Below are 23,750 nucleotides of genomic sequence, written 5' to 3' on the forward strand. Positions count from 1 at the left end.
AATAACGCAGTTATCTCCAACTGTTACAAGGTCCTGGTTGTGAAACCAAACACCTTCACCTATCCAGCAGTTATCACCGATACTCAGGTTCCAAGGGAATGACACCCGCGTGCGCGGACGGAAAGTGACGTTCGAGCCGATCTCAGCCCCGAACTTCCGCAGTACGGCGGTACGCAGTCTTGAGCTAATCTGCCAGGAGTTCGTGACCAGCAACCGTTCGGCGATAGCCCACAAATAGATTTGTGACCTAGGACGACTCCAAGCCGCTCGTTCCCCCGGAGCGCTTGCCAAGTCGATCACAGGTACGTCCGGAGCCGCGCCCGCAGCCGTTTTCTCTGATGCGTCCATTGCGCCTCTCAACAAATATGTAGAGTTGTTTACACAACTGTGACAGAGTCAGCATATTCTTTGACTGTGAACAATCCCAAGCTCCGAGTCACAATCATAGGACTCAACTATTCCCCTGAGCCCACAGGCAACGCACCCTACACGACGAGCTTGGCAGAAGGGCTCGCAGCATCAGGTCACCAAGTAACGGTGCTCACCGGCTACCCACATTATCCGATGTGGCAACGCAGCCCCGAATACACTGGCTGGGTGCGCTCGGAGCTCATAAATGGAGTGCGCGTGAAGAGGCTCCGCCACTACGTCCCCAGGAAACCAACCCTCGTCAATCGCATGCATATGGAGCTGAGCTTTGGGCTACGTGTGATGTTCGCCAGGTGGAACAAGCCGGACGCAGTACTGGTGGTAAGCCCAGCGCTATTTTCCAGTGGGATGGCCATCGCCCGGACCAGACTGAGACCAAACCGCCCTGCAGTAGGACTGTGGGTACAGGATATTTACAGCAGAGGCATCGTAGAGACCAGGTCCGGCGGGAGTCTTGTAGCCAAATTCATGGGCGCCTTCGAGTCGGCAATCCTTCAGGGAGCAGACGGAGTTGCCGCGATCCACGACCGATTTAAGAACTTCATCGTAGATTCACTTTCGGTTGCGCCGGAACGAGTGAAAGTTATCAGGAATTGGACACACCTGCCTGCTGCTCCGGTCAGCGGGCAGCAAGAAATGCGCGCAAGGTTGGCTTGGGAGCCGGACGACGTCGTGGTGATGCATGCCGGCAACATGGGAATGAAGCAAGGTCTGGAGAACGTCGTTGATGCAGCTCGTATCGCGGAAGAATCTGACAGCCGACTGAAGTTCGTGCTCATGGGTGACGGCAACCAGCGGAGGAAGCTTGAGGAAATGGCCTCGGGTCTACGGCGGATTGACTTCTTGGATCCTCTACCCGGTGACGAATTCCAAGTCGCGCTCTCCGCGGCTGACTTTTTGCTTGTCAACGAACTGCCCGGTGTCAAAGACATGGCCGTACCAAGCAAACTCACCTCCTATTTCAACGCTGGAGTACCAGTAGTTGCCGCAACGGACGATGGGAGCGTAACCGCCTCAGAAATAGCCGCCTCAGGGGGTGGCCTGCGCGTCGATGCAGCCTCTCCCGCCAAATTAGTGCAGGAACTCGAACGGCTATCCCAAGAAACACAAGAAAAACAGGACATGGCCGCCAACGGCCTGAAGTTTCGCCAAGTCACATTGTCTGAGGACACCGCAATCGCCCACTATGATGAGTTCCTGTCGAGCATCGTCTCGACACGGAGCCGCTAGGCCCACCCGACTCTTCAACGCACAAATTCTCTAATGGGGGGATCCATGGTAAAGCGCGCGCTAATTACTGGTATCACTGGTCAGGACGGGTCGTACCTGGCCGAGCTTCTTCTCAAGAAGGGCTACGAAGTCCACGGTCTTATTCGACGGGCTTCCACATTCAACACAGCGCGGGTCGATCATCTCTATGTTGATCCTCATGACCCGACCGCAAAACTCTTCTTGCACTACGGTGACTTAAGCGACGGTGCCCGTCTGGTGACGTTGATCGCAGAGATTAGGCCTGACGAGGTCTACAACCTTGCTGCCCAATCCCATGTGAGGGTGTCATTCGACGAACCCGAGCACACGGGTGACACCACAGGCATCGGTTCCATCCGGCTACTTGAAGCAGTGCGGATGTCCGGAGTTAACACAAGGTTTTATCAAGCTTCCTCATCTGAAATGTTCGGGGCGACGCCTCCCCCTCAGAATGAAGAAACTCCCTTCTATCCACGTTCTCCCTACGGAGCTGCAAAGGTCTATAGCTACTGGGTTACGAAGAATTACCGCGAAGCCTATGGCATGTTCGCCGTCAACGGAATCCTTTTCAACCACGAATCACCGCGTCGCGGCGAAACGTTCGTGACGAGAAAGATCACCCGTGCCGTAGCAGCCATTAAAGCTGGAAAGCAAGACTTGCTCTACATGGGCAACCTCGATGCCGTCCGCGACTGGGGCTATGCCGCAGAATACGTAGAGGGCATGTGGCGAATGCTTCAGGTAGACGAGCCTGACGACTTTGTTTTGGCGACTGGCGGCAACTACACCGTTCGTGATTTTCTGCAGATCGCTTTCGAGCATGCGGGCTTGGACTGGGAAGAACACGTTCGTTTCGATGAGCGCTATCTGCGTCCCACCGAAGTCGACGCCCTTGTTGGTGACGCATCGAAGGCTCACGAAAAGCTTGGTTGGAAGGCTACCGTCGAGACGCCCGAACTGGCCCGAATCATGGTAGATGCTGATATCGAAGCACTTAAGCACGCCGGCAACCACTGGATCGACACGGTGGACCTTGAAAGTTGGAAGAGCTGATGACCGATTCGGTTGAGTTCCGGCCCGGTCCGCTTGACCGGGATGCAAGTTTCTATGTGGCGGGTCACCGAGGACTCGTCGGGTCTGCAATCTGGCGCAGGCTGGAGGCAGAGGGTTTCGAACGTTTGCTCGGACGAACTTCTTCCGAACTCGATCTCAAAAATCGGGATGAAGTGTTTGCCTTCTTTGCAGAACACAAGCCTCGTTACGTAGCGTTGGCCGCTGCCAAAGTGGGCGGCATCCTAGCCAACAGCACATACCCGGTGGATTTCCTCAGTGACAACTTGAGGATCCAGGTAAACGTGCTTGATGCAGCCCGGGAACATGGCACGGAGCGCTTACTCTTCCTGGGATCTTCATGCATCTATCCGAAGTTTGCTGATCAACCGATTCGTGAAGATTCGTTGCTTACCGGACACCTGGAACCTACAAATGATGCCTATGCGATCGCGAAGATCGCAGGAATCATGCATGTACAAGCGATCCGTCGTCAGTACGGCTTGCCATGGATTTCTGCAATGCCAACTAATCTCTACGGACCTGGCGATAACTTTTCCCCGACCGGATCGCACGTCCTTCCAGCCCTTATTCGTCGTTACGACGAGGCTGTAGCAGAAGGCGTCTCCAGCGTCACGAATTGGGGGTCGGGCTCACCTCGCCGAGAATTCCTTCATGTGGATGACATGGCCTCAGCGTGCCTTCACCTGTTGGAAAATTACGACGGTCCGGAGCAAGTCAACGTTGGGACCGGTTCCGACGTGACCATCAAGGAGCTTGCCGGAATTGTCGCGAATGCAGTGGGATACGAAGGCGACATTGAATGGGACACGTCAAAGCCCGACGGCACACCTCAGAAACTCCTTGATGTATCCAATCTTGCCCAGGCGGGATGGAAAGCGTCCATTGGTCTAGAAGAAGGTATCCGTTCGACCGTCGCATGGTACCGATCAAAGCACGGACAAGTCCGTAGCTAGTTGTCGCTGGGTTCATGGTTCTTGATACCGGAAGTGGGGGGACTCTTTTGAGTCGCGACAAGGCATGGCAAATACAGGCATCCCGGAGACTCCGGGTTGCAGACGCGTTCGTCATAATCTGGGCAGTAGTTGGCGCATACGTGATTCGTTTCGGCGTGGAACCTGACTTTGTCATCTCGGGTCAGGAACCCAATTACGTGTGGGTTTCTATTGCCCTCGCCGTCGTATGGTGGTTCATGCTGGGCGCTTGGAACAGCCGACAGAGCCGCATTCTCGGTGCCGGACCGGACGAATACAAGCGTGTGGCAGCGGCCTCACTGTGGCTTTTTGGCCTTGTTGCCATCATTTCCTACTCATTGAGAATCGAAACAGCTCGAGGATACGTGGGCATAGCTTTGCCGGTGGGGTTGGCAGGGCTCCTTCTCGCCCGGTGGTTGCTCCGGCAACACCTCAGCGTCGCAAGACAAAAAGGTCACAGTATGTCCCGACTTCTTCTGCTGGGTGGACCTAGCGCCGTGGCACACCTCGCATCCTCACTCCACGGAGCAAAGCACTCGGGATATCTACCTGTAGCTGCCTACACTCCCGGCGTCGCAGGGACTCCAAGCATCGAACCAGAATCTGGGCTGCCCATTCTCGGCCATCGGGCAGACACAACATCGGTTCTTGCCGCAATAGATGAATGTAATGCTGATGCGGTCGCCGTCTCCGCCGGCGTGCAGCTCCATCCGCAAACCATCCGCCATCTGGGCTGGGAACTTGCAGCTAGAAACGTCGGGCTGATCATGGCACCAGCTCTTACAGACATCGCCGGGCCGAGAATTCACACGCAGCAGGTTGCTGGACTCCCCCTGATCCATGTGACTACGCCTACCCTCGAGGGCGGTCAACGTGTGGCCAAACGTCTTTTTGACATAGTGGTTTCGGGAATTCTCATTATTTTGGCTGCGCTGCCGATGCTCGTGATCGCAGCACTTGTGAAGCTGGACAGCAAAGGTCCAGTTCTATTCAAACAAGACCGCGTAGGCATGGAAGGAAAGCACTTCCAAATGCTCAAATTCCGCTCCATGGTCGTAGATGCGGAAGCACGTTTGGCTGAGCTCCAGCAGCGCAATGAAGGCAACGGACTCCTCTTCAAAATCAAGGATGACCCCCGAATTACACGCATTGGGGGCGTGCTACGCAAGTACAGCTTGGACGAGCTTCCTCAGTTGTTCAACATCTTGGCTGGCTCCATGAGCCTGGTCGGTCCCCGACCGCCGTTGCCCCGGGAAGTCGAGGCTTACGAGCACGATGTCCGAAGGCGCCTCCTGGTCAAGCCCGGATTGACAGGACTTTGGCAAGTTAGCGGCCGTTCAAACCTGTCTTGGCAGGATTCGGTTCGGTTGGATCTCTACTACGTCGAAAATTGGTCGCTGGCTGGCGACCTCGTAATCATTCTCCGCACAGTCCGTGCTGTATTCCACAGCACAGGCGCTTACTAGCACATAACCGCGCAGAGAACTGCGGAAGGAACCAATCGAATGCGTATTTCAGTTATTGGCTGTGGCTATCTTGGCGCTGTCCACGCTGCCTGTATGGCCAAGCTGGGTCATGAAGTCATCGGAATCGACGTGGATGCCCGCAAGATTGCTGATCTGTCAGCTGCGAGAGCCCCATTTTACGAGCCTGGCCTTGAAGCACTGCTCGAGGACGTTCAGGAGACCGGACGCCTTTCTTTCACCACCGATATGGCGGCTGCAGCAGGCAGCGACGTCCACTTCATTTGCGTCGGAACGCCCCAGAAGAAGGGGGAAAACGGCGCCGACATGACATACGTGGACGCTGCAACTGTTGGGCTTCTTCCCCACTTGGCTGCCGGTGACCTCGTTGTCGGAAAATCAACTGTGCCTGTTGGGACAGCCGCACGCCTCGCCTCCTTGATCTCAGAACATCAACCAGACGCGCATCTAGTCTGGAACCCCGAATTCTTGCGTGAGGGTCATGCCGTCGACGACACTCTTCACCCTGATCGGTTCGTATACGGAGTGAGCGATGGCTCAGAGGAGCATGCCGCCGTAGCAGTTTTGGATGAAGTGTATGCGTCGCCCCTTGCGAGCGGCACTCCACGTCTAGTGACCGACCTGCCTACCGCAGAACTGGTCAAGACAGCAGCAAATTCCTTCCTTGCAACCAAGATTTCATTTATAAACGCCATGGCTGAGCTGTGTGAGGCTGCCGGCGCAGACGTTACACGGCTTGCGGACGCTATCGGTATGGATGACCGGATCGGCCGGAAGTTCCTCCACGCTGGGATCGGGTTTGGGGGCGGCTGCCTTCCAAAGGATATTCGAGCCTTCATGGCTAGAGCTGGGGAACTCGGCGCCGACCAAGCTCTGACATTCCTCCGCGAAGTCGACGCGATTAACATGCGACGCAGGACGAGGGTGGTCGAGCTTACTCGCGAGCTATGTGGCGACGGGCTCCTAGGTAAGCGAATAACCGTGCTTGGGGCAGCGTTCAAACCTGAAAGCGATGATGTCCGGGACTCACCTGCCCTCAGCATTGCAGCGCAGTTGCAATTGCAAGGGGCCGTGGTGACTGTTACCGACCCGAAGGCGTTGGCAAACGCTGCACGTCGCTTTCCTGAACTCCAATATGTACAAGACGTCGAATCGGCACTCCAGAATGCTGACATCGTATTGCTCCTGACGGAATGGCAGGAGTACCGGGAGCTCGATCCACATGTGCTGGCCGGCACAGTCGCGACGCCACGGATTCTCGACGGTCGGAACGTTCTGGATCCTGCAAAGTGGCGAGCTGCGGGATGGCTCTATCGTGGGCTGGGACGGCCGTAGCCAGTGAACGAAAACCAACAGGCCATAAACGCGGACGACAAGGGCAAAGCTCGCAAGCCTAAGCGTTCCCGGACAAAATTGCGCCGCCGGATCATTGTGCTAACTATCTGGACCGCTGCCCTGGCTATCGTTTTGTTGGGCGTATCCTCTTGGGTTGGCTTGAAAGCGGCCAATGTGAAGTCGGAGTTGCAAGCCGCGACGGCGCTACTGCCCAGCCTCAAGAAGGACATAGCTGCAAACGATGCCGCAGCTGCGGCGGCAACCGTTGATTCATTGGTACAGCACACGAAGGCCGCTCGCGATGCTGCCAACGACCCGGTATGGAAAGCAACTGCTCTCTTGCCTTGGGTAGGACCTAACCTCCAGGCCGCCGCCGAAGTGGCAATTTCAGCGGACGATGTGGCGCGCCTTGGAGCTGCTCCCCTTGTGAAGGCCTTTCAGTCGCTCGATTGGAAGTCTCTTGCTCCCTCGGCAGAAGGTATGAACCTCACGCCACTAAAAAAAGCAGAACCGCAAGTTCAGGCTGCAGCTCATGCGGTGCGAGAGTCTTCCCGCCGTCTAAACAACATTGAGACAGAAAACCTTCTCCCCCAAATCTCTGAACCACTTATTGACGCCAGGGATAAGCTTTCATCGCTCCAGAGCGAACTCGACTCGGCAGCGGACGCCGCACGGTTGGCTCCTGACATGCTCGGCGCGGAGACGCCGAGGCGCTATCTCCTCCTTATGCAAAACAATGCCGAATCCCGGGCCACCGGAGGGATTCCAGGCGCACTGGCCGTCCTCCTTGTGGACAAAGGCCATCTCAAGCTCGAATCGCAGACAAGTGCCGTGGCCTTGGGCTCCTTTGTTCCTCCGATACCGATCGATGCTGAACAGCAAGCCATCTACACCCCTCGCGTTGGCAGATTCATGCAGGACGTCAATCTCACGCCAGACTTCGCTACAACGGCTAAGACAGCTCGAGCAATGTGGGAAAAAAATTCAGGTGAACAATTGGATGGAGTACTATCACTCGATCCTGTCGCCCTGAGCTTTATTCTCGAAGCAACGGGACCAGTGCCAATCACGGACCCTATCGTGCAGCAGATCGGATCCGAGTTGCCCGCAGAGCTAACTAGTAAGAACGTTGTGCAGACCCTTTTGTCGGATGCGTACGCAAAGATCGACGAACCGAAGCTTCAAGACGTCTACTTCGCCGCCGCAGCTAAAGAAATTTTCGGTGCCCTATCCTCTGGAACAACAGATGCTAAGCGACTGATGGATGCTCTTTCCAAGGGAGTCGAGGAACGCCGGATTCTTCTGTGGTCCAACTCCACAGCGGAACAGGACACTCTTGGACGATACCCACTCGGTGGAATGATTTCTGGTTCCGCCATCGCTCCAGCTCAGTTCGGTATCTATTTCAATGACGGCACAGGCGCCAAAATGGACTACTGGATGCAGCGAACTGTGCAGGTGGTCAAAGACTGCACACGAGATGGTTACCGCGAGGTGGCCGTGAGGGTGACGAGTACAAATACGGCACCGGCCGATGCAGCAACTTCACTCCCCGCGTACGTGACAGGTGACGGTGCGTTCGGCGTCCCGGCAGGTGCAGTCCAGACAAACGTTGTGGCATACGGTCCAGCTCAGGCCGATATTGACACAGTTGTAAGAGATGGTGTCAAGATACCCTTCGCCGCTCAGCGGCATAGCCAACGCGGCGTAGGTACAACCACCATCAGGCTGGGGCCGGGTGAGAGCACTACTTTGGAGTTCAATTTTGGTCACATCGTTCAGCACTCGACTCCTCAAATAGCTGTCACGCCCACAACTCAGCCAGTCAAGGATGTCATCCTGGCTCCGCAGCCTGCTTCCTGTGAATAGAGAAAGACGCGCACGTTAATCCTTTGTAACGGGTATGGATTTTCTTTGCAGCCTGCAAGCATTGAATGGTAAGTTCTACGTGGGCAGCATAATGAGATTTCACTTACGGTCTCGTAGGGTCTCGGAAATCTCCAACACCACGTCGTACCACTTAAAGGTCTCAGGGGGGACACACATGAGGAAATCTCTTGCAGCGCTTACGCTCGCAGGCTCCATCGCACTTCTCGGCGCAGTTCCGGCCGTAGCAAACAACGCCAACTACCCGGCACCCGACACATCCGTCGCCGTTTCCGATGCCTCCGTGGCACCGGGCGAACCAATTATCTTCAGCGGCACGGGCTTTACGCCGGGCGAAGGCATCACCATCACCGTGACGCCGACGGGAACACCTGCGGCAAGCGGAAGCGTCTCCGCTGGTAGCCTCTCCGTTTCGGCCCGCATTCCGCTGGCTCCGTCCACCCTTTCAACGGTGGCTGATGGGAACGGTGCGTTCTCTGCTTCAATCGTCATCAACGAGCCGGGTGCCTACGCACTCACTGCAACGGGCAACTCTTCCGGCGTAACCGTTGGACCGGTAACGGTAGTTGTCGGCGGCGCAGCCCTCTCCAACACGGGCGGCACCACAGGAACGGGAACAAACCTGGCAAACACTGGCGGTGTGCCGCTGGCCAACACCGGCGCTGACTCCAGCCTTATCCTCTGGTCCCTCGTCGGCGCAGGCGCGCTGGCAGCCGGCACGGCATCCGTCGTGGTAGCTCGCCGTCGGGCAAAGGGCACCGAGGCTTCAGCGTAATTTAGCCCAAACCACTTGAGGGTGGGTTGTCAACGCACTTTGTTGGCAACCCACCCTTTTGTTTTGATCGGTTTCCTCCACGGACCCTGCTGTGGTATTCATAGGGACTATGGGGCGGCATTGGAGAAGACGTGGATGGCGTGTTGATGTACAAGTTCCACGCATCCACTTACCCAACTTGCCGCAAGATTTTCCACAATACCTACTACTAGGTTTACTCGCTGCAGCTGCGTTCAGCGTCAGCGCTTTCGCTCTCCTACGAACTTCCTGAAGGTAGGCTTGAAAAACCCACTCCCCTGGCGAGTTCTCTTGGCCTCGTACATAGTTGGTCTAGCACTCGTTGGTTTTTGGCCCACGCCCGTGGATCAACCTATCTATGGAGAACTTGCCGCAGTCCTCAGGTATCTCCACAGAGCGGGTGTTCCGATGTGGTTCGATTACCACGTCGTTGAGGCTTCGGCCAACGTAGCCATGTTTATCCCATTCGGATTTCTTACCCGTATGGCTTTGCCCGCTAAGGCCTGGTGGCAAGTAGCGGGTATCGGGTTCTTGGCTTCGACATTTATGGAGCTAGGTCAGTTGCTTTTTCTTACTGCCCGCTTTTCGAGCCTCTTGGATGTTGTCACAAACACCCTGGGTGCTGTCATTGGCATAGCAAGCGCCCGGCTGCTTCTTCGAAGATCAGCTCAGGAAGCTACTAAGGCCTCGCCCTAACCTCTTTCGACGGTAAAAAGCCTAAATCAGTTGATGAAATCCTTCATCCATGACTTCAACTCCTCGCCGAATTCTGCCTCTTCGGTAGCCAGACTGATTACCGCTTTGAGGTAACTGAGCTTGTCTCCCGTGTCGTATCGCCTACCACGGAAAATGACACCGTAGACGCCTGAGCCCTCGCCCTCGATTGAAAGCAAGCTCTGAAGCGCATCGGTCAACTGGATCTCGCCGCCCCGGCCGGGTTCTGTGGTTTCCAAGACGTCAAAGACTGCTGGATGCAAAACATAGCGCCCGATAACAGCTAATCTTGACGGGGCTTCTTCAACTCGCGGCTTTTCGACCAATGCATTGACCCGCACAAAACATTCGCCGTCGATGGCCGAGACGTCGGCGCAGCCATAGGCGCTGATCTGTGACGGATCAACTTCTATAAGTGCGACCACCGATCCACCGGTTTTGGCTTGGACATCCATCATGGTCGTGAGGAGTTCGTCGCGCTCGTCTATCAGATCATCCCCCAGCAGAACTGCGAATGGCTCATCCCCCACGTGCTGGCGGCCGCACAACACTGCATGGCCCAACCCCTTGGGCTCGCCCTGTCTGACATAGTGAATGGGACCTAGCCCCGATGAATACCGGACCGCACCCAGTCGCGCCTCGTCGCCCTTTGCTACAAGCGTTTGTTCGAGATCGGGAGCGCGATCAAAGTGGTCTTCTAAAGCCCTCTTACTTCGGCCAGTAATCATGAGAACATCCGTGAGACCAGCGTTGACGGCCTCCTCAACTACGTACTGGATGGCCGGCGCATCCACCACCGGTAGCATCTCCTTTGGCATGGCCTTAGTGGCAGGCAAAAAACGGGTTCCCAGCCCGGCAGCAGGAATGACAGCTTTTCGAACAGTGCTCCCCCAATGAGTCATGAACACACCATATAGCCCGCAGATGAAATGCGAAATTAGCTGCGCAGTATTGCCAACGAGTTAAGAAGCTGCCTTAGCATTAGGCGTGAGCTGCCCGCATCAGGTCCTTGCCCAAGCCGGACGCGGGCAGCTTGCACGGATTTGGACGCACGACTGCTACGTCTGGAAATTCAGCGAGGGTAACGACAGGCCCAATACAGGATAATGAGAGCAGCGCGTCCTGCACTCTCGATTGGGGGAACATGCCGAATTTCTTAATTAATGAAGGACTCGAAAGCGAAGAGGTCATCACCGCTGCGAGGGCAGCGGAGGGGAATATTCAATGGTGGTTCTACGATGATTGCAATCGCGCACAAGAAACGCGCTTGCAGCGTCATGTGCAAACAATCCGGGAAGTCATCCATCATCCATCCCTGACGTAGTTGGCAAGAAAATCCCTCGTGTCCTCAGCAACACGCTCCGGGCACTCCCAGAGCACCAGGTGCCCCGTCGCCTGATAGATCTTCAATTGCGACCGGGGAATGCGCGCAGCGAGGGTCTCTTGATGGTGCCGCGGCACTAAATGATCATGTGCACCCCACAGAATAAGCGTGGGAACTGAAAGAGAACCCAGGTCAGTTGGTGGTGCGGCCTCGTAGAGGCCTCGCAGCGATGCCTTCCAGACCGCCGCCGGTATGGCGAGCCCATCCTGCACACGGTCTTCGATATAGGACGTCGGTACCTCATGCAAAAGCCGATACCAGGACAACGTATTGCGAACCCGTTCCTCTGAAATCGGATCATTCAGCAGGTCCACCTCGTCAGCAAACGGAGGTCTCATGTGCAGGCTCAGGGGAACTCCCACAAGAATGAGCGATGCTACGAATTCCGGGTGGGTGATCGCAAGTTGCTGCGCCACGTTTCCCCCGCTGGATGAGCCAAGAACATGCGTCTGCTCAATGCCCAAAGCGTCCAAGAGCGCAACAACATCTTCAACGACGTCGTTGAGTGAGTAGCCAGTCTCAGGTTTGTCCGCACGACCATGACCACGAAGATCAGGGGCGACCAGCACCTGTGACGACAACGACGCAATTAACCTCTCAAAACTGCGCCAGGATTCTCCCCAGGCATGCAAAAGCAGCAGAGGCGGGGCGCTGCCGTCGTCGGATATTTCATTTAGGTGACCGTGAACCAAACACGGTACCTGGATTCCCGTACGCAGCGCGATAGTCCTGACTTCGGAGTTCATCACATAAGCGTACGCCTGCAGTGCTCTCGTCACGAGGCCGCAGACCCGATGGGAGGAGGCTGGAGCGCGACAATTCACCTGAAACATTCAGACATCCAGACAAGTAGCCATATGCTGATGCGGGCGGCACGCCTCACTCAAATGTTGCCCAAACAGGGGCGTGCCGCTGCAACCACCACAACCATCACCCATGGGGCACTCTTGGCGACCCAGAACTCACCGCACCAGAACTAGCAATATTGCTCTTTGAAGGGAAACAACACCGCGTGCCGTATATAGACATCAACCCTCACAAAACGAGACCCAAGTGGCAGGCCTATGTCGGTCTTGGATTACTTCTCGTCGCGACTATCGCAGTCGTGAGCCTCGCTCTCACAACCCGCTAGAACGCGCCCTACCATCCTCGTAACCGGCCCGCAGGTTCTCGACGGTGTCTACGCTACGAAGCACGCGCAGGATGCTCTGTCGGTCGCAGTAATAGCATGTCAGCCGCTCCCTGGTATGGACGCCTGTGGGGCCTTATTGCAGATGCGGTTGCAGGCATCGCTTGCGTCTGACGTCACACGTGCAGGCATTCTGGCTTGTAGGACGCACAACTAGCGGGGCCGACGATAGACTGTCCATTGCATCTTGTTGAAACGCTGGGGGACCCTTGAGCGGTAACTACCTTTTTTGGCCGACCTTGACACTGATTATCGGATTTTTGGCATGGCTGGTCGGCACGAAACTACGCCGGGGTTCGCTGCTTAGTCCTTACTCGCTTATGCTGCTGATCCTAGTTTCGATCTTCGGCGTTCGCCCGCTGCTTATGCCAGACGAGCCAAAGTCGTTCGGCTTCTATGGCATTGACATTAGTCTTGGATTCGAGGATGCCACATTCCTCGGCTTCGTCGGCACGATCAGTTTCGTAGTAGGAGCCCTTTCTTGGCGCCTACTGGTAGCCCGGAAGCAAGAGCCGCTAACCACAACTGATCTGACACCTGTCCAACCGTGGGCACCGCGTCGGTCGGTAGTCATCGCGTGGTCCCTGAGCATAGGCTGGCTTCTCCTCATGATCGTGGTCGGCGGTGGAGTCGGTTTCCTGGCCCAACTATTTGGGGGGCGTTCTGAGGCCGTCATTTCCAAGCTTGAGAACGTTCCGGCTTTTGTTGGGGCGCTGCCGGCCATTGGATGTCTTGTTATTGCAACAGTCAGATTCCGGTATGAAAGGCTGCAGCCCTACACCAAGTCGCAGAACATCGCGTATTGGCTTGTTGCAATCGGATCAATCGTTCCACCCTCGGCATTGGGGACCCGGCGTTACCTCATACCCTGTGTCATCATCGCGCTCATGGGCACACTGTCGAACCACTGGCAGAAGCGGATCAAACCGTCTTGGATTGTTGTCGGTGTTGTAGCGTTTGTTGCGCTAGCCATCCTCCCATTTGTCCGCAGTGCGGGTTCCAGGACCGCCCGCGGTGAAGCTGACCTTGTTGGCGCGATGGGCGCCTACTTCCAGGATGTCGGGCTTCGTGGAACGCTGAACAACTTCTTCTTGTCATACGACACTGAAATGTTCAACTACGTTGCCTACATGACCCAGACGATGGGCAAGACCATCCCATTCGGTATGGGTCGCGGCACAATCGGTGAGCTCATCACCATGCCACTTCCTGCTGCCATCACACCCTTCCAGCGGTGGGCTGACTATCTTCTCACGCAGTCCTTCGGGGCCAACTGCGGCTACCAAAGTGCCTGCCCAGTGCCGAGCATCGTGGGAATTTTGTACTCCGACCTAGCATTGCCCGGGCTCGTCGTCGGAATGCTAATTCTTGGAATTATGGCTGCACGCTTCGAACGCCATTTGATGGCCTCTGATGGAACGATGACAGGTGTCCTGCTCTTGACAGCTGGTTTCGCCGTTGCCTTCGCTCGAGGCAACTCCTTGGCACAGGTTTGGATCGCTGTGCAATGCTTCATCGTATGGTGGGTCGTGCAACGGCTTTTCCTGCACTCGCCCAAAGTTAAGGCCAAGGCATCCCAACCACAGCGCCAAACCACGCAAATGCCGACAACAACACCCATCCCAGATTTGCTCATCAATAGAGCTGGGCCGAGGCGTTAGCAGCCGTCCTTGAGTTGGCTGGGCCGTCGGGAGGGGGACCTGTTTGCCGGGGTTGTCCAAACGTACCGTGCAGGTAGTGCTCGCCGGGTAGAGGCACTACGGTGCCGTTCATGACGCTTGCGGCTTGGCGATGATGCAGTTCGAGCCACTCCGGCGTCTTCTCGTTCTCCGCAACCACGAACAGCAGCAGCGGCAGGTCCTTCGGGAAGCCCGTGCCCAGCGCGCGCTCGAAGTTGGTCCTGATGTGGCCCATCTCGTTGAGGTAGGTGGGTGACAGGGAGTTCGTGTTGACACACTCTGCCCGTGCACCCCTGGCATCCAGCCTCGCCTGCAACGGCGCCGTGCGCGTCACCCCCAGGTGTTCCCTTGGTGGGGTGCGCGGGAATCAGATCAGGTCCTTGAAAATGTCCCAGCCGATACCGATTTCGCCAACCTCGTAGAGGCCAGTGTCGTAGGGGTAAGCGGGGCTGTACAGCCGTAGGTCGCCTTCTTGATCTATTGCGATGACGTCATTCCTAGGTCCGCCCGCGGCGTTGTAAGTGACCCAGTTCCGCTCGAACACGCCGGCGCCGCTGATCTCCGTCATTGCACCCCATCCAGCACCCACCACGGCGGGGGACTTCCAGTCGCCCTGCCCGTCTGCTGGGTACTGGTGAAGGACACCGTTGCGGTTTCGGGCGAAAATATCCACTGTTCCGTCGCCGTTGGTGTCGCCGGGGGCGACGATTTTGTCGAAGATCTGCCAGCCTGCGCCCACCTGCGAGGGTTCCAGCCAGCCGCCTTCGCCGTCGCCGGGGTACAGATGCAGGTTTCCATAACGGTCACGTGCGAGGACGTCGTTGTTTCCGTCCCCGTTGAAGTCCCCGGGGCCCACGATCGAATCGAACATGTTCCAGCCTGAGCCGACCTGGGAGGGCGCCAGCCAGCCCCCGTCTCCGTCGCCGGGGTACAGGTGAAGGTTTCCAAAGCGGTCACGGCCGATGGCGTCGTTGTTGCCATCGCCGTCGAAGTCCCCCGGGGAGAAGACAACATCAAAGATGTCCCAGCCCGTACCGACTACCCTCGGTTCATCCCAGGAGCTGCTGTAATAGCGGCCCTCGAAGGACATGTCCCAGAACCTCCAAGTGGACTCGTATGTGCGGGGGTACAGGACAAGGTCACCGTCATCGGTGCGGCCTAGGAGCTCAGGATTTCCGCGGCCGGTCCAGCCCATGGCCCGGTTGGACGCCGCAACGGGTGGTGTTTCGGCGCTGTGATACACCGTTCCTTCCCTGCAAGAGGATTGTGCGGTGAAGGAGATGCGGTTACCGCGGTCTCCTGGGATGAGTTTCAGGAATTCGCCCTGTCGCTCTGCGGGCAACGGCACACCGTTACTGAGCCACTCCATGGTGAACCCGTGCGGGGCTTCATCCGTCACAGGACAGGAACGCGTGAAGAACCTTCCTATTGTCAGCTCTGATCCCACGTTTGGCATTCCATGCATCAACGGCACAAACTCGCTTGTGGATGCTATGGAACCCTCGCCCTCTTCAGCCGTGGCCGGGGCGATGCCCGCCACTGTCGAGCCAACTACCAACACGGCAAGTGCTGCTGATTTCACGGCTAATGCACGAAAAGTTCCCATTATTCCCCCAAGCCCGGATACCCGAATTTGAGCTGAGCCTAACACTCGGCAAGACCAATCCGAGGCGGGGGTTTGTTTGGGCGAGGGGCCGGACAACAGTATTTGGGTACCTTGTCCGGCCCCGGCCCGCGGTTCGTGCAACCACCAAATATTGGGGGTTTATTGGTGGTCGTTCCTGAGCCGCTGCATTCAGTAAAGACCTCTGGGTACTGCTGGAGCACGAGTAGTCGGTACTCGTCTTTCAACCCCATCCGAGAGCTCGCTACTTGCTGCGAAGGCCCTTTTTCCTGATTTTTCGCGGGCTGAATGTCGGAACACCCTGTCGACGATGCGATGGATAGACTTCGCTCATGCAGGCTCTGGTTCTGATGGGCTTTGTCCTTGTGACGGCCGTGATGTGGGTAGGAGTCATCATGATGATGCTCACTGGGCTATACCGGGCAGAACACCGTGATGCCCCAGCAGCCCCTGACCCCGCGCAGGAGACGGACCGGGAGAAAAGCGAAGCGTCCCGAGGGGGCGTTCCCGAATTGCGGTGCGACCTTTAGCGCTTCGGTTTTCCCGCGAAAATGTCACCCGATGATAGGCCGCTCTTCGGGCAGCATGAACAGCCTCGGCCGGGAGGCTAGCGCGATGGCTGAAGCAACCGTGACCGTTCCGATTCGGCCAGCGAACATCAGGGCCATGAGTACCCACTCCGCAGTGGGTGGCAGGTTGTACGTAATTCCCGTGCTCAGGCCAACCGTTCCGAAGGCAGAAATTGACTCGAAGAGCACTTTCTCAAGGCTGTAGTCGGTGGACATGAGAAGCAGCAGTGTCCCCAGGATGACCGCCCCGACACCCAGCAGGGCGACGGTTAGAGCCTGACGTTGGGTAGAAGAACTGATGGAACGGTGTGCAATGGTGACTTGCTCGCGGCCACGAACTTCGTTCCAAATTGCGAAGCCCAGAACCAGGAACGTAGTGATCTTGATACCGCCGGCAGTTCCTGCGCTACCGCCGCCGATGAACATCAGCACGTTGGTGATCATCAGTGTCTCCGGGGTAGCCACCCCGTAGTCGATGCTGTTGAAACCCGCCGTTCTCGGGAACACTCCGCCTGCTAACGAGCCCAGTATTTTCCCGCCAAAGCTCAGCGGCCCAAGGGTTTCTGCACGATTCCACTCAAAGGCAGCAAACAGAACTACGCCCACTGTCAGCAGAATCAATGAACCAAAAACGGTCAAGCGGAGGTGAATCGTCCAGTTCTTGAACTTGGGACGGTCCCTAAACAATTGGATTATTACTGGGAAACCGAGCCCTCCGGCAATGATGGCGGCACAGATGGGGACGATGATCCAGGGGTCTTCCGCGAAACCGATGAGGTTATCGCTGTACAGGGCAAATCCTGCGTTGTTGAATGCGGAGACGGCATGGAAAACGCCATGCCATAAAGCCGTACCGGGGTTGTCGTCATACGCCACCCAAAAGCGAACAGTCAGGACGAGCGCCGTGATGGCCTCAAAGACAGCCATGATCTTCACAACCCTGAAAAGCACAGACTTGACGTCACCAAAGTTCAGCGTGTGGGTTTCGGATTGGGCCACGAGCTGGCCTCGCAAGCCGATGGTCTTGCGGACGAACAAGGCCAGCAGGGTTGCTAAGGACATGATCCCGAAACCTCCCACCTGAATGAGTCCCAAGATCACCGCATGCCCGAACGGGGTCCAAAAGGTGGCAGTATCCACGGTGATGAGACCGGTGACACAGACAGCCGAGACAGCCGTAAAGAAGGCCGTTGTGACGATCTCTTCGCCGCCGCCAGTCCGGGATATAGGCAGCATCAATATCCCCGCACCAACGATGATCACCGCCAGGAACGCCAGTGGCACCAAGCGGACCGGGTGCAGCAGCGCGGCCTTAAGGCGTTCCCCTTCGTGACCAAGTGTCTGCAGCACGGGACCGCGGCGGATCACGGGGCGTTCAGCCGAAGGCAGTCTTTCCGGCGCGCGCGTCATCCGGCATGCACCCAAGGATGTTTGAACACTGGATCCCTTTCCGGGCGGCCCTTGGCATTTCAACCCGAGCCGAAATTAGCACCGACCACCAAGCAACGGTGGGGAAACGGGCATTTCTTGACGAATCCTTAACGCCGGGCCGTTAAGAGCGCGTCAAGATTTGCCGCGTCCGCATTAAGGAATCGTAAGGAACGCCTTTTCGCCACTTTCGCAGGAGTTGACTGACATTAGCCCCGCAAAGGGGCACTGATGAAAGGACGTTCCAGTGGCCGACGTGGCTGTTGTGGTGATTCTTGTGGTGAGCATGGGAATCGTGATGTGGGTGGCCCACCTCTTGGGCATGATGGTGGACGGCGATGGCCCGGTGAGCGGTCAATGAACATGGATGCCATCATGTGGGCGGGACTGTTCGTCCTTGGCTTGGCCGTTGCCGGGTACCTGCTGGCAGTGCTGCTCAACCCGGAAAAGTGGTGACGGCGGGTGGTTTTCAGTACTGCATCCTTCGTCACCCAGATAGCCGTACTGGTACTTGTTCTGGCATTGCTGCACAAGCCCTTGGGCATCTACATGGCGCGGGTCTTCTCAAGTGCCAAACACGCCAAACCGGAATGGGCCATCTACCGGCTGGCCGGGGTGGACTCCGGGACTGAACAGAGCTGGTCTGTCTATCTGCGCAGCGTTCTGCTCTTCTCGCTGATATCCATCGTGGTGATCTTCGCTCTGCAGCGGCTACAAGGCGTGTTGCCCGGCAGTAACTCCCTTCCCGGCGTGGACCCGTGGATTGCCATGAACACGGCCATATCCTTTGTCACCAACACCAATTGGCAAACATATGCACCTGAGGCCACCGTGGGCATCTTCGTCCAGATGTGCCTGCTGGCCGTGCAGAATTTCCTGTCCGCCGCCGTCGGAATAGTGGTGGTAGTAGCCCTGATCCGCGGCATAGCGCGGACAACTACAGACCGGCTGGGCAACTTCTGGGTGGACCTTACCCGCGCCTCGTTCCGCATCCTGTTGCCCATCGCCACCGTAGCGGCCATCGCCCTGGTGATTGGCGGCGTCGTGCAGAATTTCTGGTCCACGGAGGTCACCAATACGGCCACCGGCGCCAGCCAGCTGATTCCCGGTGGTCCTGTCGCCTCCCAGGAAGCGATCAAGGTCTTGGGCACCAACGGTGGCGGGTACTTCAACGCCAACTCTGCCCATCCCTTTGAAAACCCGAGCGTCTTCACCAGCCTGTTCCAGGTGTTCCTCATCCTCCTGATCCCGTCCGCCCTGCCCTACATGTACGGGCGGATGGTGGGTGACCAACGCCAGGGTTACACAGTGGCTGGTGTCATGGGCGCGCTGTGGCTGACGTCCACATTGTTGATGGGCTGGGCGGTATCTTCCGGACAGGGAACCGCAACAGCAGCAGCCGGTGGTTTGGGAGAAGGTTTCGAACAACGGCTAGGCCCGGCAGCGAGCTCCATCTTCGCCGCGTCCACTACGCTCACGTCCACCGGCGCCGTCAACGTTGCCCACGATTCCCTGCCTCCTTTGGCCGGCGGCATCGCAATGCTGAACATGATGCTTGGCGAAGTGGCTCCGGGCGGAACAGGATCCGGACTTTACGGGATGCTGGTCCTTGCCATCATTGCCGTGTTCATTGCGGGGCTGATGGTGGGCCGGACCCCGGAATTCCTGGGTAAAAAGATCGGCCCACGCGAAATGAAACTCGCGGCCCTCTACATTCTGGTTACCCCAACCTTGGTGCTGGTGCTCGCCGGGATCTCTTCCCTCCTCCCGGAGGTGATGGCAAATGCTCCGGCGTCAGGGCCGCATCAATTCAGCGAACTGCTCTATGCGTTCACTTCCGGCGCCAACAATAACGGCTCAGCTTTCGGTGGCATCACCAGTTCCGGTCCTTACCTGTCCACGCTGCTTGGGTTGGCAATGCTTTTGGGCCGGTTCCTGCCCATCGCGTTGGTCCTTGCCCTGGCCGGCTCGCTGGCGCGGCAAAGAAAAATCCCGGCCTCGTCCGGAACAGTTCCAACCCATGGCCTGCTGTTCGGCTCGTTGCTGCTGGGCGTGACAGTGATCCTCACCGCCTTGAGCTACTTCCCCGCCCTTGCCTTGGGCCCCCTCGCAGAAGGACTTATCACATGACCAGCTCCCGTATGGCTCCGGCCGCGGAGACCCCAACACACGCTGACGCCGGCGGCAAGCCCGCCCCGGGTGAGCCCCACCGCCACCACAAGGCGCCGGCAAAGCTCAACACATCCACTCTCCGGGCTGCACTTCCTGTGGCGTTCAAGAAATTGGATCCGCGGCAAATGATCCACTCCCCCGTAATGTTCGTGGTGCTGGTGGGTGCAGCGGCATGCACGGTGATCTGTTTCCTGAAACCTGACGTGTTCGGCATCGCGGTGACGGCATGGCTTTGGTTGACGGTGCTGTTCGGCACGCTTTCCGAGGCTATTGCCGAGGGACGCGGGAAGGCTCAAGCGGACAGCCTCAGGGCGAGCCGCCAAGGCGTGATGGCCCGGCTTCGCCTCGAGGACGGAAGCATGAAAGAAGTCGCCGGGACAGACCTGTCACTAAACGACGTGGTTATCTGCGAGGCCGGGGATGTCATCCCCTCCGACGGCGAAATCATTGAGGGATTGGCCAGTGTGGACGAATCCACCATCACCGGCGAATCCGCGCCCGTGATCAGGGAGTCAGGAGGCGACCGGTCTTCTGTCACAGGCGGCACCAAGGTCCTCTCCGACAGGATCGTAGTGCGTATTACTGCTGAGCCCGGAGCAACCTTCATTGACAGGATGATCAAGCTGGTTGAGGGTGCCGTCCGGCAGAAGACCCCCAATGAGATCGCCCTGCATGTCCTCCTGGTCTCGTTGAGCATCGTGTTCCTGGTGGTCACAATGGCTTTGGCGCCCTTCGCTTCCTTGGCGGATGCGACGCCATCTCCCATCGTCCTGGTGGCGTTGCTGGTTTGCCTGATTCCCACCACCATCGGGGCTTTGGTCCCGGCCATCGGCATAGCGGGCATGGATCGACTGGTGCAGCACAACGTCCTGGCCACCTCCGGCCGGGCGGTGGAAACAGCCGGCGACATCACCACGCTGTTGTTGGACAAGACCGGAACCATCACCTATGGCAACCGCCGGGCCGTCAACTTCTTCCCGGCCAACGACGTGGAGCTGAACGAACTCATCACCGCCGCCCGGCTCTCGAGCCTGGCGGACGAAACCCCGGAGGGCCGGTCCATTGTGGAGCTCGCCGACACCAAAGGCATCGAAGGCCCCGACTTGGCCGGGCTTCGCAGCGCCTACACCGACATCGCGATTGTGGAGTTCACGGCCAGCACACGCATGAGCGGCTTGGATCTGGACGGGCGCCTCATCCGCAAAGGTGCGGCGTCCGCCGTCGGGAATTTCGTCACCGACGCCGGCGGCCGCCTTCCAGCCGAAGTCCAGCGGCGCGTGCAGGAGATTTCCGCGCAAGGCGGCACGCCATTGCTGGTCGCCGAGACCACGCACGACGGCGGCGCGCGGGTTTTGGGAACCGTGCACCTGGCAGATGTGGTCAAGCCCGGCATGAAGGCCCGTTTCGCTGAGCTGCGCAAAATGGGTATCCGCACGGTGATGATCACCGGTGACAACCCGGTCACGGCTAAAGCGATCGCGGCCGAGGCCGGCGTCGACGACTTCGTTGCGGAAGCCACGCCCGAGGACAAACTGGATGTCATCCGCCGTGAGCAGGGTGAAGGGCGTTTAGTGGCCATGACCGGAGACGGCACCAATGATGCCCCCGCGTTGGCAGCGGCCGACGTAGGAGTCGCCATGAATTCCGGCACCCCGGCCGCCAAAGAAGCGGCGAACATGGTAGACCTCGACTCCGACCCCACCAAGCTGATCAACATTGTGGGTATCGGCAAGCAGTTGCTGATCACCCGCGGCGCCCTCACCACCTTCTCCGTTGCCAACGATGTAGCCAAGTACTTCGCTATTGTCCCGGCCCTGTTCACCGCTGCATTTCCGGGTCTTGGGCTGCTGAACATCATGGGGTTGGCCAGTCCGGCGTCGGCCATTCTGTCGGCGGTGATCTTCAACGCGCTCATCATCATCGCTTTGGTGCCTTTGGCGCTGCGCGGTGTGAAGTACCGGGCGGTTTCCGCCAACCAGGCCCTGGGCCGGAACCTGCTGCTCTACGGAGTGGGCGGCCTGATTGCTCCGTTCCTTGGCATCAAACTCATAGACCTGGTCATCTCCCTCATCCCAGGCATCGGCTAGGAGCCACTCATGAACACCATGTCCGGATACCTCCGCCAAGCAGGCACCGCCATCCGGTTCCTGCTGCTGGCTACGATCATCCTGGGGTTGCTCTATCCCCTTGCCGTCTTCGCCGCGGGACAGCTTGCCGGGCCGTTCCAAGCCAACGGTTCCATCGTGAAGGACCCAGCAGGCCAGAGTGCAGGGTCTGCGCTCATCGCGCAGACTGCGGCCGACGAGTCCGGAACGCAGGACCAGCAGTGGTTTCACGCCCGCCCATCCGCGGTGGTGTGGGACCCGGCGTCATCCTCGGCGAGCAACCTGGGACCGAACGATGCCAAACTTCTGGAGGCTGTGACCACTCACCGCGCAGCAATTGCGGCAACTGAGGGCGTCCGCCCCCAGGAGGTTCCGGCCGACGCCGTGACCTCCAGCGGATCGGGGCTGGATCCGCACATCTCGGTGGACTACGCCACTATCCAGGTGCCGCGCGTTGCCCGGGCCCATGGGTTGGAAACGCAGGATGTCCAAAAGTTGGTGGACAAGCAAACAAGTAGTGGACTCGAGGCGTTCTTGAGCCAGCCCTCAGTCAACGTGACGTTGTTGAACCTGGACATTGCCCGCCTCGCTGCAAACCGCGGCTAGCTGCCTTTCCGGAGTGGAAGAATGAGGACATGGCGCGGGCGACACTGAGGATTTTTCTGGGGGCTGCACCGGGCGTCGGCAAAACCTACGCCATGCTCGAAGAAGCGCACAGATTGCTGGGCCGGGGCGAGGACGTGGTGGTGGCGTTCGCCATGCACCACGGCCGCGCCGATACCCAAGCACTCACTCATGGGCTTGAAACGCTGCCGCCGCGGGTCATCGAGTACCGGGGAAGCACGTTTGAAGAGATGGACCTGGATGCGGTCCTGGCCCGGCGCCCGCACACAGCGATCGTGGACGAATACGCGCACACCAATATTCCTGGCAGCCGCAACCAAAAACGTTGGCAGGACATAGAGGAGCTGCTGGAGGCAGGGATCAACGTCCTGTCAACGGTCAATGTGCAGCACTTGGCGTCCTTGGGTGACGTGGTCAGCGCGATTACGGACGTGAAGCAGGCCGAAACAGTCCCCGACGAGGTTGTCCGCCGCGCCGATCAGATCCACCTGGTGGACATCTCACCGGAACTGCTCCGACAGCGCCTGGGTGACGGCAAGATTTACGCTGCAGACAAGATCGACGCAGCGCTGTCCAACTACTTCCGCGTGGGGAACCTGACCGCGCTCCGCGAGCTGGCGTTGCTCTGGCTCGCCGATCGCGTGGATGAAGGACTGGCGCGGTACCGGGCTGAGAACCACATCGAGGAGAGCTGGCCTGCACGGGAACGCATCGTCATTGGTCTCACCGGCGGCGCCGAGGGCGAAGTGCTCATCAGGCGGGCAGCACGCATTCTCAAGAGGGTAAACGGCGGCGACCTTCTGGCCGTCCACGTGCGCGCTGCCGATGGTGTGGCCGCAGAGTCACCGCAAGATCTGGAAGCCCAGCGAACCTTGATCAAGGACCTCGGCGGAAGCTACCACACGGTTTCCGGTGAAGACCCCGCCAAGGCACTGCTGGACTTTGCCCGCAGCGTGAATGCCACCCAGATTGTGGTGGGCGTTTCCCGCCACAAGCTCCCAGCCAGCTTCCTGACAGGCGGGGGTGGAAGCCGGGGGG

Annotated in this window: 20 protein-coding genes; 15 read left to right on the forward strand and 5 right to left on the reverse strand. The window is 58.2% G+C overall.

The window, feature by feature from the left end:
• The first annotated feature begins 414 nt into the window (after nt 1–414).
• The 8 genes from A477_RS0101155 to A477_RS23620 all read left to right on the forward strand — a co-directional run bounded on the left by A477_RS0101155 (nt 415) and on the right by A477_RS23620 (nt 9,920).
• Nucleotides 415–1,659, forward strand: coding sequence for a glycosyltransferase family 4 protein (locus A477_RS0101155; RefSeq protein WP_026005272.1), 1,245 nt, complete (start codon nt 415–417; stop codon nt 1,657–1,659).
• A gap of 45 nt (nt 1,660–1,704) precedes the next feature.
• Entirely contained in the window at nt 1,705–2,733 is a 1,029-nt protein-coding gene (gene gmd, locus A477_RS0101160; protein WP_017197215.1) for a GDP-mannose 4,6-dehydratase, read from the forward strand.
• Nucleotides 2,733–3,707: a GDP-L-fucose synthase family protein gene (locus tag A477_RS0101165; RefSeq protein ID WP_017197216.1), complete on the forward strand. Its 975-nt coding sequence runs from the start codon at nt 2,733–2,735 to the stop codon at nt 3,705–3,707. The genes gmd and A477_RS0101165 overlap by 1 nt, the downstream gene beginning before the upstream one ends.
• 47 nt (nt 3,708–3,754) lie before the next feature.
• On the forward strand, nt 3,755–5,191 hold the full coding sequence (locus tag A477_RS0101170; protein WP_026005273.1) for a sugar transferase: 1,437 nt from the start codon (nt 3,755–3,757) through the stop codon (nt 5,189–5,191).
• A 39-nt stretch (nt 5,192–5,230) separates the two neighbouring features.
• Entirely contained in the window at nt 5,231–6,544 is a 1,314-nt protein-coding gene (locus A477_RS0101175) for a UDP-glucose dehydrogenase family protein (protein WP_026005274.1), read from the forward strand.
• Between the two features lie 3 nt (nt 6,545–6,547).
• On the forward strand, nt 6,548–8,413 hold the full coding sequence (locus A477_RS0101180) for a DUF4012 domain-containing protein (RefSeq protein ID WP_017197218.1): 1,866 nt from the start codon (nt 6,548–6,550) through the stop codon (nt 8,411–8,413).
• A 175-nt stretch (nt 8,414–8,588) separates the two neighbouring features.
• The gene (locus A477_RS0101185; RefSeq protein WP_017197219.1) at nt 8,589–9,206 is read left to right on the forward strand and encodes an LPXTG cell wall anchor domain-containing protein; all 618 of its coding nucleotides are present in this window, start codon (nt 8,589–8,591) and stop codon (nt 9,204–9,206) included.
• A 426-nt stretch (nt 9,207–9,632) separates the two neighbouring features.
• Entirely contained in the window at nt 9,633–9,920 is a 288-nt protein-coding gene (locus tag A477_RS23620) for a VanZ family protein (RefSeq protein WP_017197220.1), read from the forward strand.
• 26 nt (nt 9,921–9,946) lie between these two features.
• On the opposite strand, the gene galU is transcribed toward A477_RS23620, so the two are convergent.
• Both galU and A477_RS0101205 read right to left on the reverse strand, forming a co-directional pair.
• On the reverse strand, nt 9,947–10,840 hold the full coding sequence (gene galU / locus A477_RS0101195; RefSeq protein WP_017197221.1) for a UTP--glucose-1-phosphate uridylyltransferase GalU: 894 nt from the start codon (nt 10,838–10,840) through the stop codon (nt 9,947–9,949).
• Nucleotides 10,841–11,243: 403 nt separating this feature from the next.
• Nucleotides 11,244–12,068: an alpha/beta fold hydrolase gene (locus A477_RS0101205; protein WP_044568051.1), complete on the reverse strand. Its 825-nt coding sequence runs from the start codon at nt 12,066–12,068 to the stop codon at nt 11,244–11,246.
• Nucleotides 12,069–12,720: 652 nt separating this feature from the next.
• Between A477_RS0101205 and A477_RS0101210 the strand changes: the two genes are divergently transcribed.
• Nucleotides 12,721–14,172 carry a hypothetical protein gene (locus tag A477_RS0101210; RefSeq protein ID WP_157367012.1) on the forward strand — a complete coding sequence of 484 codons (1,452 nt, stop codon included), beginning with the start codon at nt 12,721–12,723 and terminating at the stop codon, nt 14,170–14,172.
• Here the strand turns inward: A477_RS0101210 and A477_RS23625 are convergent.
• A complete protein-coding gene (locus A477_RS23625; RefSeq protein ID WP_017197225.1) occupies nt 14,147–14,524 on the reverse strand; it encodes a hypothetical protein in 378 nt (125 codons plus the stop codon). The genes A477_RS0101210 and A477_RS23625 overlap by 26 nt on opposite strands.
• A 33-nt stretch (nt 14,525–14,557) precedes the next feature.
• The gene (locus A477_RS0101220) at nt 14,558–15,796 is read right to left on the reverse strand and encodes an FG-GAP repeat domain-containing protein (protein WP_017197226.1); all 1,239 of its coding nucleotides are present in this window, start codon (nt 15,794–15,796) and stop codon (nt 14,558–14,560) included.
• A 350-nt stretch (nt 15,797–16,146) separates the two neighbouring features.
• Here A477_RS0101220 and A477_RS0101225 point away from each other — a divergent pair, with 350 nt between their 5' ends.
• Entirely contained in the window at nt 16,147–16,344 is a 198-nt protein-coding gene (locus A477_RS0101225; RefSeq protein WP_017197227.1) for a hypothetical protein, read from the forward strand.
• A gap of 24 nt (nt 16,345–16,368) precedes the next feature.
• Here A477_RS0101225 and A477_RS0101230 read toward each other — a convergent pair whose 3' ends face one another.
• Entirely contained in the window at nt 16,369–17,793 is a 1,425-nt protein-coding gene (locus tag A477_RS0101230) for a TrkH family potassium uptake protein (RefSeq protein WP_017197228.1), read from the reverse strand.
• Nucleotides 17,794–18,168: 375 nt separating this feature from the next.
• On the opposite strand from A477_RS0101230, the gene A477_RS22845 reads away from it, so the two are divergent.
• The 5 genes from A477_RS22845 to A477_RS0101260 form a co-directional block, all read left to right on the forward strand.
• Nucleotides 18,169–18,267: a potassium-transporting ATPase subunit F gene (locus A477_RS22845; protein WP_017197230.1), complete on the forward strand. Its 99-nt coding sequence runs from the start codon at nt 18,169–18,171 to the stop codon at nt 18,265–18,267.
• Nucleotides 18,268–18,273: 6 nt separating this feature from the next.
• Nucleotides 18,274–19,941, forward strand: a complete 1,668-nt coding sequence (gene kdpA / locus A477_RS0101245) for a potassium-transporting ATPase subunit KdpA (protein WP_017197231.1) — start codon at nt 18,274–18,276, stop codon at nt 19,939–19,941.
• Complete coding sequence (kdpB, locus tag A477_RS0101250) at nt 19,938–22,070, forward strand: potassium-transporting ATPase subunit KdpB (protein ID WP_017197232.1); 2,133 nt, start codon at nt 19,938–19,940, stop codon at nt 22,068–22,070. Before kdpA ends, kdpB begins: the two co-directional genes overlap by 4 nt.
• 9 nt (nt 22,071–22,079) lie before the next feature.
• Complete coding sequence (gene kdpC / locus A477_RS0101255; RefSeq protein WP_017197233.1) at nt 22,080–22,694, forward strand: K(+)-transporting ATPase subunit C; 615 nt, start codon at nt 22,080–22,082, stop codon at nt 22,692–22,694.
• 29 nt (nt 22,695–22,723) lie between these two features.
• Nucleotides 22,724–23,750, forward strand: a 1,027-nt coding sequence (locus A477_RS0101260; RefSeq protein WP_017197234.1) for a universal stress protein, incomplete at its 3' end; no start/stop codon positions are given.

Origin of the sequence: Arthrobacter sp. M2012083, from assembly GCF_000281065.1 — a bacterium.
In the GTDB taxonomy this organism is placed as follows: domain Bacteria; phylum Actinomycetota; class Actinomycetes; order Actinomycetales; family Micrococcaceae; genus Arthrobacter.

Bases quoted from the DNA above. Each gene is read 5' to 3' on its own strand.
- gmd (WP_017197215.1), top strand. From the start codon at position 1,705: ATGGTAAAGCGCGCGCTAATTACTGGTATCACTGGTCAGGACGGGTCG.
- A477_RS0101165 (WP_017197216.1), top strand. From the start codon at position 2,733: ATGACCGATTCGGTTGAGTTCCGGCCCGGTCCGCTTGACCGGGATGCA.
- A477_RS0101175 (WP_026005274.1), top strand. From the start codon at position 5,231: ATGCGTATTTCAGTTATTGGCTGTGGCTATCTTGGCGCTGTCCACGCT.
- A477_RS0101185 (WP_017197219.1), top strand. From the start codon at position 8,589: ATGAGGAAATCTCTTGCAGCGCTTACGCTCGCAGGCTCCATCGCACTT.
- A477_RS23620 (WP_017197220.1), top strand. From the start codon at position 9,633: ATGTGGTTCGATTACCACGTCGTTGAGGCTTCGGCCAACGTAGCCATG.
- galU (WP_017197221.1), bottom strand. From the start codon at position 10,840: ATGACTCATTGGGGGAGCACTGTTCGAAAAGCTGTCATTCCTGCTGCC.
- A477_RS0101205 (WP_044568051.1), bottom strand. From the start codon at position 12,068: ATGAACTCCGAAGTCAGGACTATCGCGCTGCGTACGGGAATCCAGGTA.
- A477_RS0101220 (WP_017197226.1), bottom strand. From the start codon at position 15,796: ATGGGAACTTTTCGTGCATTAGCCGTGAAATCAGCAGCACTTGCCGTG.
- A477_RS0101225 (WP_017197227.1), top strand. From the start codon at position 16,147: ATGCAGGCTCTGGTTCTGATGGGCTTTGTCCTTGTGACGGCCGTGATG.
- A477_RS0101230 (WP_017197228.1), bottom strand. From the start codon at position 17,793: ATGACGCGCGCGCCGGAAAGACTGCCTTCGGCTGAACGCCCCGTGATC.
- A477_RS22845 (WP_017197230.1), top strand. From the start codon at position 18,169: ATGAACATGGATGCCATCATGTGGGCGGGACTGTTCGTCCTTGGCTTG.
- kdpB (WP_017197232.1), top strand. From the start codon at position 19,938: ATGACCAGCTCCCGTATGGCTCCGGCCGCGGAGACCCCAACACACGCT.
- kdpC (WP_017197233.1), top strand. From the start codon at position 22,080: ATGAACACCATGTCCGGATACCTCCGCCAAGCAGGCACCGCCATCCGG.